Origin of the sequence: Dyadobacter sp. (genome assembly GCF_051859145.1) — a bacterium.
In the GTDB taxonomy this organism is placed as follows: domain Bacteria; phylum Bacteroidota; class Bacteroidia; order Cytophagales; family Spirosomataceae; genus Dyadobacter.
Genome location: NZ_JBHYGF010000584.1, coordinates 27,955 through 41,376 on the forward strand (window position 1 = coordinate 27,955; position 13,422 = coordinate 41,376).

General features: G+C 40.2%; 11 protein-coding genes, 1 tRNA gene and 1 pseudogene. 8 read left to right on the plus strand and 5 right to left on the minus strand.

Features of this window, described 5'->3' with window-relative positions:
* The first annotated feature begins 135 nt into the window (after nucleotides 1-135).
* Genes ACTIE6_RS25175 through ACTIE6_RS25185 form a run of 3 tightly spaced genes read left to right on the plus strand, consistent with a single transcriptional unit; the run spans nucleotide 136 to nucleotide 3,595 of the window.
* The gene (locus tag ACTIE6_RS25175; RefSeq protein WP_439559245.1) at nucleotides 136-2,043 is read left to right on the plus strand and encodes an AAA family ATPase; all 1,908 of its coding nucleotides are present in this window, start codon (nucleotides 136-138) and stop codon (nucleotides 2,041-2,043) included.
* Nucleotides 2,040-2,897 carry an HNH endonuclease gene (locus tag ACTIE6_RS25180; protein WP_439559246.1) on the plus strand — a complete coding sequence of 286 codons (858 nt, stop codon included), beginning with the start codon at nucleotides 2,040-2,042 and terminating at the stop codon, nucleotides 2,895-2,897. The genes ACTIE6_RS25175 and ACTIE6_RS25180 overlap by 4 nt, the downstream gene beginning before the upstream one ends.
* Before the next feature lie 8 nt (nucleotides 2,898-2,905).
* Nucleotides 2,906-3,595, plus strand: coding sequence for a hypothetical protein (locus ACTIE6_RS25185; RefSeq protein WP_439559247.1), 690 nt, complete (start codon nucleotides 2,906-2,908; stop codon nucleotides 3,593-3,595).
* 211 nt (nucleotides 3,596-3,806) lie between these two features.
* On the opposite strand, the gene ACTIE6_RS25190 is transcribed toward ACTIE6_RS25185, so the two are convergent.
* Complete coding sequence (locus ACTIE6_RS25190; protein WP_439559248.1) at nucleotides 3,807-4,595, minus strand: hypothetical protein; 789 nt, start codon at nucleotides 4,593-4,595, stop codon at nucleotides 3,807-3,809.
* Nucleotides 4,596-4,972: 377 nt separating this feature from the next.
* Here ACTIE6_RS25190 and ACTIE6_RS25195 point away from each other — a divergent pair, with 377 nt between their 5' ends.
* Together ACTIE6_RS25195 and ACTIE6_RS25200 are read left to right on the plus strand one after the other, a co-directional pair.
* Nucleotides 4,973-5,260: an Rpn family recombination-promoting nuclease/putative transposase gene (locus tag ACTIE6_RS25195; RefSeq protein ID WP_439559249.1), complete on the plus strand. Its 288-nt coding sequence runs from the start codon at nucleotides 4,973-4,975 to the stop codon at nucleotides 5,258-5,260.
* Nucleotides 5,261-5,425: 165 nt separating this feature from the next.
* A complete protein-coding gene (locus tag ACTIE6_RS25200; protein WP_439559250.1) occupies nucleotides 5,426-6,403 on the plus strand; it encodes an Rpn family recombination-promoting nuclease/putative transposase in 978 nt (325 codons plus the stop codon).
* A 238-nt stretch (nucleotides 6,404-6,641) separates the two neighbouring features.
* Here the strand turns inward: ACTIE6_RS25200 and ACTIE6_RS25205 are convergent, their stop codons facing one another.
* Complete coding sequence (locus ACTIE6_RS25205) at nucleotides 6,642-7,988, minus strand: hypothetical protein (protein ID WP_439559251.1); 1,347 nt, start codon at nucleotides 7,986-7,988, stop codon at nucleotides 6,642-6,644.
* Between the two features lie 85 nt (nucleotides 7,989-8,073).
* Entirely contained in the window at nucleotides 8,074-8,472 is a 399-nt protein-coding gene (locus ACTIE6_RS25210) for a hypothetical protein (protein WP_439559252.1), read from the minus strand.
* Between the two features lie 785 nt (nucleotides 8,473-9,257).
* On the opposite strand from ACTIE6_RS25210, the gene ACTIE6_RS25215 reads away from it, so the two are divergent.
* Nucleotides 9,258-9,806 (plus strand): hypothetical protein, encoded by a 549-nt coding sequence (locus ACTIE6_RS25215; RefSeq protein WP_439559253.1) that lies wholly within the window; start codon nucleotides 9,258-9,260, stop codon nucleotides 9,804-9,806.
* 375 nt (nucleotides 9,807-10,181) lie between these two features.
* Here ACTIE6_RS25215 and ACTIE6_RS25220 read toward each other — a convergent pair.
* Together ACTIE6_RS25220 and ACTIE6_RS25225 are read right to left on the minus strand one after the other, a co-directional pair.
* Nucleotides 10,182-10,265: transfer RNA gene (locus ACTIE6_RS25220), tRNA-Leu, on the minus strand.
* Nucleotides 10,266-10,379: 114 nt separating this feature from the next.
* Nucleotides 10,380-11,624 carry an ABC transporter permease gene (locus tag ACTIE6_RS25225; protein ID WP_439559254.1) on the minus strand — a complete coding sequence of 415 codons (1,245 nt, stop codon included), beginning with the start codon at nucleotides 11,622-11,624 and terminating at the stop codon, nucleotides 10,380-10,382.
* Between the two features lie 169 nt (nucleotides 11,625-11,793).
* Here ACTIE6_RS25225 and ACTIE6_RS25230 point away from each other — a divergent pair, with 169 nt between their 5' ends.
* On the plus strand, nucleotides 11,794-13,056 hold the full coding sequence (locus tag ACTIE6_RS25230; protein WP_439559256.1) for an asparagine synthetase B: 1,263 nt from the start codon (nucleotides 11,794-11,796) through the stop codon (nucleotides 13,054-13,056).
* Between the two features lie 167 nt (nucleotides 13,057-13,223).
* A pseudogene (locus ACTIE6_RS25235) lies at nucleotides 13,224-13,422 on the plus strand (efflux RND transporter periplasmic adaptor subunit); the annotation flags it as partial.

Below are 13,422 nucleotides of genomic sequence, written 5' to 3' on the forward strand. Positions count from 1 at the left end.
TCAAAACAAGTAATTTATAAAGGAATTAGTTGCTGGATAGTAGAGGGAAATTGCTCAACCAACGCGGAAGTGAAGTGATGTCTTAAATATTGAACACTTAGATCAAGGATCGTTTTCACAATAGAACCCTTTTAAATGCTAGCAAAGACGAAAAAGCGACAAATATTTGACGCTGTTATAAGCCCTAGTCAATTTCTAGATCGCCCTGAGGTTTTAGCAATAATCAATAAAGTATGGCCGCTACGTGATATGCCATCTGCCGACCCACGGTACAAGGATGCATATGCAGACTTTAGACAGCACATTATAAATAATAGTGACTGGGATTTAGAGTACATATTCGACGAGCGGCTTAGATTATTTGATGATGATGAGGATGATAGATTTTTTAAATTTCTAGCAGCGATTGTTGATCCGGAGTTTCAAAAAGATGAAGAAATTAGGATTTCTGACGTCTCCAAGATTAACAATCAACTGCGAGGGACGGGATATGTTTTAAGAGTTACCAATTATTTTGAGGGCCTTCCTGTTTATGAAATCCAAGCAGAGACAGCTGATGATTTGGGATTGCCAATTCATATTTCTAAGAACAACATTCGTTTTTATAAGTCGAATGAACAACAACCAGCTACCCCATATTTCAAATTGGGAAGGGACAATTGGGACGATTTTGGATTCAAAACCTCTGTCATTCTAACATATCATGCTGATACAACACTACCTATTAAAATTGGCGTGTTGAAAGTAATGAAAAGTGATATGGAGGCGCATATCTTGGACTATCTACCGGATAACTTTTTACAGCTTTCAACTGAATTCTGTTCATTTTGTGGCGACGAAACATATTATGCGACCTTAAAGCAATTGTTTCCTAATGCTTTTAATAGCATTCTATATGCATTGCGAGACCCAGGTATTTTTCCAAGAATCAGTGAGCAATTTGAAGATTCAGCAATTTTCAAGCAATCTTTGATCAGATATAATTCAGACGAGGCCTTATGGCGCACTATTAGATTTAAACTGGCTGACATGAGCCATGATCGTGGTTTTAAATTCCGCTATGACTTTAAGCCTCCTTACTCAAATACAAGCATTGACCTTGATTTTGATTTTGTTTATGACGGGGAAAATAATATTGAGCATAGGGTATATGTGTTGATAGGCAAAAATGGCACAGGAAAGACAAGAATTTTGTCTGGAATTGCAGATCAGCTTTCAATGCCAATACCTGATAAGATAGGTCCGTTAAAACCTCTTTTTAGTAAAATTTTCACATTGTCATATAGCATATTTGATCGATTCGATATTCAACAGGCTCATGGAGGATTTAACTATGTCTATTGCGGATTAAAGAAAGACCGTAATGAACACCTCTCTGAGCGGGAACTCCGAACACGCTTTGTTGAAGCCGTTACGTTAATAGAGCGCAGGCAACTTATTTCTGATTGGAGGGAAATATTAGAAAATTTTATCAGCTCAGATGTCTTAAGTGAATTCTTTACCTTCCAAAGCGGTGTTTATAATTTTCGGCGTAACAATTTAGCGACTTCATTTGAACTACTCAGTTCGGGTCAGCACATTTTAATCTATGTACTGACCGAGATGTTCGCGCAAATCAGAAACGATAGTCTAATTTTATATGATGAGCCAGAAACTCATCTTCACCCAAATGCAATCGCAGAATTGATGAATAGTATCTTGTGGCTAGTTAAACGATTTAAGTCATTTTGTATTATAGCCACCCATAGCCCGCTGATTGTGCAGTGTTTTCAATCGAGAAACGTCTTAATAATTAATCGGAATGACAGTGACATTCAACTTCGTACTCTCGAACGGGAAACCTTTGCAGAAAACCTAACTGTAATCACAGAAGATGTCTTTGGCAATCGTGACGTTGACAAAGCATACCTTGATATACTTAAACAGTTAGTATCGAGAGGATTAGGATACCAAGAAATATTAGACATGTTTGAAGAACAAAACGGACTACCTGTGAATCTGAGTACACGATTGCTGTTAAAATCTTATTTTGGTAAAGAATGAAGCAATTAATCCCTTACCCAAGTGATGGATATCCAGAATTTATAGCTGCAGTTCGAAGAATGACCGGCGCAGATGCTCGTCATGCTATTTCCTTATACTTTGGGGCTATCGAGGCCAGGTTTAATCTTTATAATGACTTGTTCGAGCGTAGCCGGCTTGAGATTTTAAGTCGCGATAGAATGTACGATGATATAAGGATGCAACTACTGGCTCTTTACAGCTATGACAACGCTGCCATTCGAGCCGTTAGTGAGACCATATCAGACTCATCGGCCAAGGCTATTCGATATACCTGTCAGTATTGTACATTGGGATCAAATGACACTATGGATCACTTTGTTCCACAAGCCGACTTTCCAGAATTAAGCATTCATGCCAAAAATCTTGTGCCATCATGTTCAAAATGCAATTCAAAGAAGGGAGATTTTTGGGTGCATGCTGACGGAGTTCGATCTATTATTAATCCTTATTTAGATCAGTTACCGAATTCCCAATTTCTATATGTCGACATTTATTTAGACGATTTCGGCGAGATTGACTTTACGTTCTACTTAAACAATTTATTTGGAATCGAGGCTGACAATTGGCGAAGGATTCAGCGTCATTTTGAACGTCTCAATTTACTCGTACGAATGCGCAATGCTGCGATCTCCCACCTATCGGAATTTCAAACGAGGATGGGGAATGAAATTTCGGGTGGAAGAAGCCGAGCTAGCCTTGTAACAACCACCGTTGAGACTTGTAGCGATTTGAGGCAGGCACTGGGCTTCAATCACTGGAAACCATCGCTTGAAGAAGCTTTAGTTAATAGCGATATTTTTTGGAACTTATTTACTTTTCCAATTGAAATATAAATAGCTCAATGAATCAATTAGATATAGATAAAATTAAAGCGGATCTCGCGAGGATAATTGATTCTACCGATTTTTTTTTCGACACGCGGCCAGTCGAAACATTTCCAACGCGTTATAAGATACCGTCAATTGTACAGTTTACCAAGCTAGGATATGCCACCTTTATTCTAAGACTTCGCGCTAACGCGTTGAGTGTACTTTCGTTGCTTAGAGTGGTTGACAAGAATAATTGGTCCTTATACCATCATAGTATTGCAATTTTGAATAGAGCAAGTTTGTTGGATTGCTTGTATATTATGGCTTGGGACAAGGATAGGAATTTTATAAAAGAACTGCTTGCAGATTCCTTTCAAAACTTAGAGAGAAATAAATATTGGAGGCTATCTGAGTTGCAAAAAGCCAGTTTAAACAATTTTCGTAATATGTTTTGTAATACTAAGATAAATGTAAAACCTTCAAGGATTCTCGAAATTGTTGGTGACGAATGCAGACCTGTATATTTGTTGTACGATTGGTATTCTAAAACGGACCATTTTAGCGTTTTAGATAGCATGATTTTTAGATTAAAGGCACAAGATCAAGTTGATTTTTTAGAACAAGCTACAAAGGTCATCATCGAATCAATTAAAGCTCTTTACTTGATTTTCGAAAAGGACGCTACTATTAGAAATGTTTTAATAAAAAAATTAAGTCGTTGAGGATGTTTCACCTAAATACCTATAAAACTTTTGACAAATAAAATATTTAAATAATATTAAAGTTTTAACATACAATCTACGCATCAACGTCGACAAAGTGCCTTAAAAGGTAAAGTTATTTAAGCTTGAAAGTAAGAACTCGCGCCATCTGATGCTGAATTCATAAACCTTATGAGTTTGATTTCTTTGTTATGCTTTATCCATAAGCATACTAGATTAAATTCATAGGGGTACTGGCCAAAATTATTTTCGCTATATCTGGCCGATGCTTTTTTACAACATCATCAAAAATATTTTGAATGAACGGAGCAACCTCATTTTCAATTCCATCTGGTGGTGTTATATTTAATTCCAAATAGTCTGCATAGTCGGATGATGCTAAGTAATGTGGATTAAGTAAGAAAAGATAAGCCAGATGCATAATAATGACATTTTTTACATCTGCTTTCAATTGATTGAGTTGATTTAATCTTTGCGGTAAGTAAACTTCATTATTATTATAAAGTAAGTATTTATACAAATTGTAATGCACCTGGTCATTACAGCGACTACGCAAACGTTTGTAAAAATCATTTTTATAAAAGAACCCTTCAAAAGTCTTCAACCGTGTGTGGTTTCCGATATAATTTGACATCTCCTTGTATTCTGGAAGTTTTCTCTTGCCTTCTAACCAATCATTTATTTGAGTGACGATAAAATTTTCAGTGGATAAATGGTCGCTTAAATAGAGTGTTGAGTATACGTTTATAATTGCCGTATCATAAAATTTTCTTAGCAGGCTATAGGCGTCGTTAATCCTACCTATCAATAACAGTGCCCGCATTGAGTCCATCGTCCCACCCATCGCAGCAAATATCTGGGTATCAATGTTTCCCATCGCTATTGTTCCAATTGATATGAAATGCGATACACCGAAAGAGAGATCTTTATAAAAATTAAAGTATTTACCTAGATCTTCAAAAATAGGATGTTGCTGATAATCAGGGTTATCTATAAACATTTTGAATTTGTTTTGAACAAAACAACTTAATAAAAGCCTGCTGTAGTCATTTTGAGACCTTTTACCTTTTGGCAGTATGCTTCAATATTTATATTATCTGCCTAAATGCTATTCTCTTGCATGGTTAGGACAGTTAACTTTTGGCTTGTAACTTCATGACTTGGCCTCACAACTTATCTAATCTTAAAGCATTTTGCAAACAGACTTTCTTAAAATGCCAGAGAGGGCTTTTGCCTTAAGTCACTAAACGTAATATTGCACCATTGAGCTAGTAGTATCTCTTTAAAGTACACTCATTGATAGACTTGACAATCATAATACTGATGCAAGTCGCTTCGGACGGTGAAGTAGGGTCCCAAATATTATATCTTTGCCTCATGGGTGAGCATACATCAAAGCACGACACATTCCTTCGGTCTATCATGGGTAACCAGCAAATTGCGCTGGATTATTTTCGCTCTTGCCTGCCAGGACAGATTCTTGAAAAATTAGATTTTTCTACTCTCCGGCAACTTCCTGACACCTACATTTCGAAAGAGCTTCAAAAGTCTATTTCAAATATCGTCTATGTGTGCAAAAGGACCGGTGGGGAAGGAGAGGTTAAAATTTCCCTTTTGATCGAGCACATGGTCAAGTCGCTGGCTTATGCGACTTTTCGAATTTAGGATACGTTCACTAATCGATAGAACGTTATGGCATTTTACAAACGGACGTTCTTAAAATGCCATATCACGCTTCTTTCTTAATCTAATCCAAGCATAAGGCTGCAACATTTGAGTTATTGGTATATCCAAAATGCTACTCTTTTTGTGAGATTTTAAAAGCTGGATATGATGCAAGTCGCTTGGAACGGTAGAGTAGGGGCTCAAATATTATATCTTTGCCTCATGGGTGAGCATACATCAAAGCACGATACATTCCTTCGGTCTATCATGGGAAACCAGCAAATTGCGCTGGATTATTTTCGCTCTTGCCTGCCAGAGCAGGTTCTTGAAAAATTAGATTTTAGTACTCTCCGGCAACTTCCTGACACTTATGTTTCAAAGGAGTTGCAAAAATCCATTTCAGATATCGTCTACGCATGCCAAAGAGTAGGTGGGAGTGGGGAAGTCAAGATTTCCCTTTTGATTGAGCACAAAAGCTATTTGGATAAATATACACCGATCCAGATCGGCAGCTACATCTTTTCAGGCTTATTAAAGCAGATTGCAGAAGGGGAGAAGCCTTCCCTGATCATTCCGATCCTGCTATACCACGGCAAGGCCCGGTGGGAATATAAAACGCTGTCATCATTGTTCCAGGAACTGGAACCAGAACTATCACGGTTCGTCCCGGATTACCAATACGTTTTTAATAATCTAGGTGAAATTCCTGATGAGCAGATCCAGGCGCTGCATAACAAGTTTCTGGCCGCCTCGCTTCTTGCCATGAAATACAGCGTCTTGAAGGATCGCCTTAACCCATTAATTCCTACAATATTGAAGCTGGCAGGCGAGATAGATCAGAACTTGCAAACTAGCCTGATTGTTTATACATTCGCAAACAGTGAACTAAGTGAGCAGCAAATCGTTGAATTGATAACATCGTTGCCCACACAAATCAAAGAAACAGTTATGAGTACATTGGATATTTTTGTCGAGAAAGGTCGTAAAGAAGGTGAGTTGAAAGGCAAAATCGAAGGGCAGCAAGAAAAGACTGAAAACACTGTTCGAAACCTGATCAAGCAATCTTTGCTAACGGACGAACAGATTGCTTCTGCCCTGGAAGTGACTATTAATTATGTCGCCGACATCCGCAACAAATTTTGAATTTTTGGGAGACTAAGGGGCGTATGTTATAAAATTTTGTTTACGCCTTAAGGAATAAACTAAACATTGATTTTAAAACACAATATTTCACGCAAGTATTTCGGCAAATTTGCAAATAATAGACACTGAATTAGGGCCTATCACTATGTATCATAAATCAAGTTCGGATCTCTTGATCTTTATGCGTCGGTGAAAAATTCTGTCTGACGAAGGCGGGATCCTTCCTGGATCGGGCGCTTTATACCCAAGGTACAGGTTCCATACTAGAGTAGTCAATTTTCATTGAGACTGTTCTATTATTGTAAAGGCCGTTGTAACCAAGAATCTTTAAAATAGACAACTCGATATACCAGTTACCAAGTATCCACGCATCAATTCGAGCATGTGTGCTAATTTTGCCAAGGTTCTCTCGACGCCAGGTATTACCGTGTATAATAGCATTTCGTATTTCAAGGAATGCTTCTGCTGCTAAGGTAATTTTGGGCCTTGGACTGAACAATTTGTCAACAAAAACTACATTCTCGAGCTGTTTTAGATAATTAAGTGACTGTGGGATATCTGTTGAAAGCATAAGGTTTTCAACGAGCTTAGTCAATTTCACCTGTGCATAGTCGGTTTCTTTACCTAATCCCTTCTCAACAAACTCCCAGTTATAGATTAACTCCATCGCCGCTTGGCTGAGAACAATGCAATTTTCTATAAAGACCTTATTGCAATTGGATTCTAAATAAAAACTTATTACGTTTTTTAGATTTGACACTTGCTTCTGATCGTTCCAGATAAAACTAAAAGTTTTCCATAACGCTTTTAAATCCATTTGTTTATCTCGATGATACCAAGAACTGACAGGTTTATACCTATCAACGATGTTTGTAGAGAAGTCATTCCAGACGTTGCTCTTCCGAGACATTCCAGTCAAAAATAAAAGTGATGTGCGCCGTCCAACTATAAAGCTTAAGAACGTACTAAGGGACTGGGCTAGGGATGTCGCTTCAGAATAGGTGAAGAGCCCTGCTTTCTTTACCGCTTCACCATAGTACTGTATGCAATACCCTCCGGTATTTTGAAGCTGGTCTTTTGATTCCTTATAAGCTACATTTTCCTCTAAGATGATTGAATAATCCATATTGTCGAGTGTGAGTCTCTTGTTTGAATAATAATTTCCGTCCCAAGAGACAGCTTCTCCGGAAATGCTTTTCAGGTTTGGAATGACAAAAGTAATTTTTTCAACTTGCGCGTTCAGATCGCCAATTGCTTTTTCCCCAATAATACGCCCGGAATATTTACCGTTTACAAATTGTGTAATCTCACCCTTACCAAAGTCTATATTATCAGCTCGGACTCGCAACGGCTGCTTGCTTAAGTTGAACCCTAAAAAATCATGGTAAATATCCGTATCAGGGATGGCTCCCTCAAACGTGAGACGTATCTCTGGTAACCAGTCAAATGAAATTTTCCCATCAATAAAAACTTCATAATCCTCTTTTTCAAGGACGATTTGACCATGATATATAATTGTAGGGTCGTTTGGATTATACCTTTTAAGGCTTTCTGGAAAGCCATTTGGAGTATCTTCTCTTAACATTTTACTTAATGTATATGTGGTGAAAGCCAAGTCGCCAGCTGATGGGGTGGGGTCAGGTGTTTGAGATACTTAGGAATTATATTACTTAACCATACCTCTTTTTCAAATAATCATCAATCTTGTATTTTGGAGTATTGCTTTTACTCCACTCAATGGCTTGTTTAAACCTATCCTCGAGATATCCTGCTCCTCTGACACCAAAATCTCCATTATAAACTACAATCCTTATTTCAGGTATAACCTTATCATCAGTTTCAATTATCAGAACGCCATTATATCCCTCTTTGACTACGTAGTGATTTTTTACCTTTTTTAATTCTATCCTATGTTGATTGTATGTCAGTGATTTATCATCAGCATTTACAATTATACCCTTTTCATTGATAAAATGCTCCCTATCGTATTTCCTGTTTAATTTGGATATTCCGCTCAATATGAATGAGCCGACAAAGAGAAATACAATAACCCATAATACAGGTGTCATATCATTAGTTTTAAGCAAATCTATGTACAAAGATTGAGTTTACCTGAAAGGGGCAGTAATTGCTCGTTGAGATTGAATACACGCCTCGTGAAGCCTTTATCCCTTACCATGAAAGCGATCAACGGTTTGGCGTCACAGTCGTCCATCGCCGCGTTGGCAAGACTGTTGGCCGTATCAACCGGCTAATCAAAGCCGCAAAACCTGTAACCTCTCAACCCTTCACTTTGGCTATCTGGCTTAGTTTTACGTCCAAGCCAAGGATATCGCATGGCTCTACCTTAAACAGTATTTAGCCCCCGTCATTGACTCTTTGGGGTAAGACAACGAAAGTTAACTGTCTGTCACCTTTGACCATAATAGGGCTATTTGATGTGGTTCCGTTTTGGTTTACACTTTTGCTGCCGTTCGGTTTGTTTTAGTGTCATTGAATTGCTTCTTTGATAGTAACGGTTTCAGTGCCATGATAAATAACGCGAATTCCGAATTGCAGCCAGAATTTGTCGTTCTAAGTAAATTGTTGTGCACAACAACACAATGATTTGCCGTTTGATTAAACACGTTTTTACTCCTGCAAATTTCACTTCACGGAGGTCCTCAATGGTTAAATGTATGAATTCGGCAAACCGATCACGTATACGAAACAAAGTTACTATGACCCTAAGCTACAAACTTATTTATCAGATAATTCAGGCATTCGCCAAATTGAAAAGAAATGATTAATCGGTTATGCCTATTACGACTAACCCTTGTAGTTTTACTAAATTGTACTTAATTGTTTCTCTTTTATGAAAGCGTTTCTTGCCGCGTTATTTCTACTGGTTAGCTTAACTAGTTACTCTCAAACACTTGATTACACAAGGAAATACTTGAAAACGATAGTACGTCGGCAGATGGTTGAGATTCAACAGCTGAAAGCTGAAAACGGCAAATTAAAAAGCACATTGGAAGAAAGTAAGATTGCAGCTGACAATAAAAGAGAAGAGTATAGACTTGAATTCGACAAATCCTTAGAGAATCTTCGGATTGAATTGAGTTCTAAGGAGATGCAATTAAAAGAACGGACCCAAGAAAAGGAAAGCGCACAGTTAGCAATGCAAAAATCACAAAGACTGGTTGAGATACTTGCCAATCAAGTCGCTGACTTAAAAATGGCTACACCTCAATATTCCCTTGATAACTATGTGTTGCCTGAACGTGAGTCAGAAGCTGTACCAGTAGTCAGGAGGTCGTACCGCACTCCTCGAACATCCTACATAACCGGACCACGTGGTGGGTGTTATTATATAAATAGTAACGGGAATAAGACGTATGTGGACAGAAGTCTTTGCCGATAATGCTCACATGCCTGATCTATTAACTCAATGCACCCGCCATATTTCAAACCCTTTAGCACACACGGCTGCCAATAATTGACAAATGCAATATACCTCGCAAGCTTATTTCTTGGCTTGTTCACCAAATAATATTTTGTTGTATAACAGGCCTTATGTTGAATGTGATCTAATGGTGAGATTGATGTGAGACGAAGATTGGAAAATTGCTCGGACGCATAATTTTATAATGAATCAGATCCCCAGGCCGCAGCAAGGAGACGGCACACAAGCAAGGGAAAAATGGAACAGTAAACATTATGAACTTATTTGACCACCCTTTTAGCCACCCCTGAAAATGAAAACACCTGATAATCAATCGATTATCAGGTGTTTTTGTACCCAGAGCCGGAGTCGAACCGGCACGAGTGTAACCTCATTGGTGTTTGAGACCAACGCGTCTACCGATTCCGCCATCTGGGCATTCTCTTACTTGTTGGGAGTGCAAAAGTAGACAGAAAAACAGATTAAGCAAGTGTCGGGAGGAAAAATTTAAGATCAATTCAGATTTAAAACTTCGCCCGATACCTAACTTCTTTATTCATAGCGCAATGCTTCTATCGGGTCCAGTCGTGATGCTTTGATAGCCGGGTAAATGCCCGATATTACTCCCACAAACACGCAAACTGCAATTCCCATTGCCATCCAAAGCCAGGGTATAACAAATGAGCTTTCGCTGCTGATTGAGGTGGAGATCACATTTCCAATGATAATCCCCAGAAAAAGTCCGCCTATCCCGCCCAGGATGCAGACGACAATGGCTTCGATCAGGAATTGGAAACGGATCACCCGCGGCGTGGCTCCGAGCGATTTACGGATTCCTATTTCGCGCGTCCGCTCGGTTACTGAAACGAGCATGATGTTCATTAAAGCGATAGAGGCGCCGAGCAGCGTAATAATGCCGATCCCGAAACCACCCAGGCGAAGGTACCCGGATACTTCCTCGAAATTCTTTGCGACTTCGTCGGCGCGGTCAATTTCGAAGGAATCTTCTTTGCCGAGCTGGTCGTGGCGGATTGTGCGCATCATGCCGCGTGCCTCTTCCACGATCAGATCGCCGTCTGTGATATTTGGTGCTGAGGCAGTTGTGCTGTAAGCAAGTGTCTGATTGGCAGCCAGCCCGCGTGCATTTTCCAAAGGGATTAAGATAATGCGGTCGGAATCATTGTTTCCTCCGAGCGAGCCTTTCTTTTGTAAAACACCGATCACCCGGTACCGGCTGCCCATAAATGTGATTTCCTTGTTCACCGGATCGGCGCGTTCAAACAGCTTGCGGGCAATTTCCTGACCCAGCACAGCTACATTGAGCGATTTCTCCATATCGTTACGGTCAATATTCCGGCCTTGATCAATCTTGTAACCTTTGATCCCGATATACTGATCGTCTGTTCCCACGACACTGCTGTTGGGATTGGTTTTTTTTGACTGGTAATTAACCTGAACTGCCCCCGCAATGTCAGACGAAAGCGAAACCCTGGCATCGTATGAATCTTTAAACTTCTGCGCGAATGCGACGGCCTGCCGGTAATTAATCGGGGGGTACTGCTTGCTGCGCCTGCCGCGACTGAAAAAGCCGTCGTCATAGCGGTTACGGATTGTAAATGTATTGGCGCCAAGATCTGCGAAGCTACTGTTTACCGAGCTTTGAATGCCTTCAATGGCTGTGAGAATACCCACAAGCGAGGTAATGCCAATTGCAATGATCAGTGCGGTAAGTACCGTTCTCAGCAGGTTACTTTGGATGGACCTGAGGCCTTCGTCAACATTTTCGCGGATATTCATAAGTCGATATCGAATGCACCAGAATGAATTACTCGTCGTTTAAAAGACCTGGGTTCTGAAATAGCAATCAACGTTGCAGGCTGGTACAGTTTCTGATCGGTGATTTTATTTCTATATTTAATCATTACAATATGTAAAACTGCGCATGAAACCGGAAAGAATCAAACCAGTGATACGCCTGATTGTCCCGCTTATCATTTTTTTAGTTAGCTCATTCAAAGGGATGTCCAACAGGATTTTAATTCCGATGGATGACAGCCAGAAAAACCATTTGAAGGCTTATGGGATATCTTTCTGGGTTTTGAAAAATTTTGAAATGGAAATGGACTGGCTGCTCAACTACCGGGGCGGCAGCTTTATGGTGGCACACAGCCAGCAGCTGGCTTCTGAAATGACCGTACGCGGGGTAAGCTTCGAAGTGATTTCCGAAGGCCAGGCAGGGCAGATCCTGGCGCAGATCAGCGCGCCGGATGTGAATATGGATGCGGTAAAATTGCAGAAGGCTCCTAAAATCGCCGTCTATTCTCCCAAATCAAAACTGCCCTGGGATGATGCCGTCACTTTGGTTCTGACTTATGCTGAGATACCTTATGATGTGATTTACGACGAGGAGGTGCTGAGTACAAAGCTTCCTGAATACGATTGGCTGCATTTGCACCATGAAGATTTTACGGGCCAGTTCGGAAAATTTTATCAGTACAAGGATTTTCCCTGGTACCGCGAGCAAAAGAAAGAAGCCGAGGAAACTGCCAACAAATTCCAGTTTGGGAATGTGCCGCAGATGAAGCAGGCAGTAGCCAAAAAGATCGCCGAGTTTGTGGCGGGTGGAGGATATATGTTTGCGATGTGCAATGCAACAGACACTTTTGATATTACCCTCGCCGCCGAAGGGATCGACATTGTGGACGCTATGTATGATGGTACACCTGCCGATCCGACCGCAAACAGCAAGCTGAATTACGACAATACCTTTGCATTCAAAGATTTCAAAACCATTCCTTATCCCTACGAGATCGAGTTTTCGGATATTGACAATCAGCCCGATGAACGTGGGTTAAGTGAGTCCAATGATTTCTTTTCGCTCTTTCAATTCTCTGCCAAATGGGATCCGGTGCCGAGTATGCTGACGCAGAATCACAAGACGATCATCAAAGGTTTCTTGGGTCAAACTACTGCATTCAAGAATCGTTTAATCAAACCCGAAGTAATTATTCTCGCTGAAAACAAACCTGCGAAAGAGGCGCGGTACATCCATAGTACACATGGAAAGGGCTTTTTTACCTTTTATGGCGGGCACGATCCGGAGGATTACCAGCACCGGGTAGGAGAGGAGCCGACAGACCTGAACCTGCACCCGAATTCGGCGGGGTACCGACTTATTTTGAATAATATCCTGTTTCCGGCGGCAAAAAAGAAGAAGCTGAAAACCTAGTAGCAGTTTCCTGTTCTAAAACACACAAACCGTGCGGATCCGCACGGTTTTTTGCTTTTGTAAAAGAAGGTAAGTAACTGTTGATAAGTGTGTTATGCATTGGCATGATATTCGGATTAAGTAAGGTATTATTAGCCATGAACCTTACTTAAAAAGAAAGCCTCGAAATGGATCGGGAAATTGCCCCTCACTATCTGAAAAACACCCGCTACCGACGGCTGCTATTTATGCTGGCCACCGTCGTAGTGCTCGGGTTTGTGATTTATTTTTTTCGAAAATCACTTTCCAGCACGGTGGAAAGCGCGCGGATCAGGACTGCGGTGGTTGAAACCGGAGATGTTGAAAACACATTGACAGCCAGCGGGG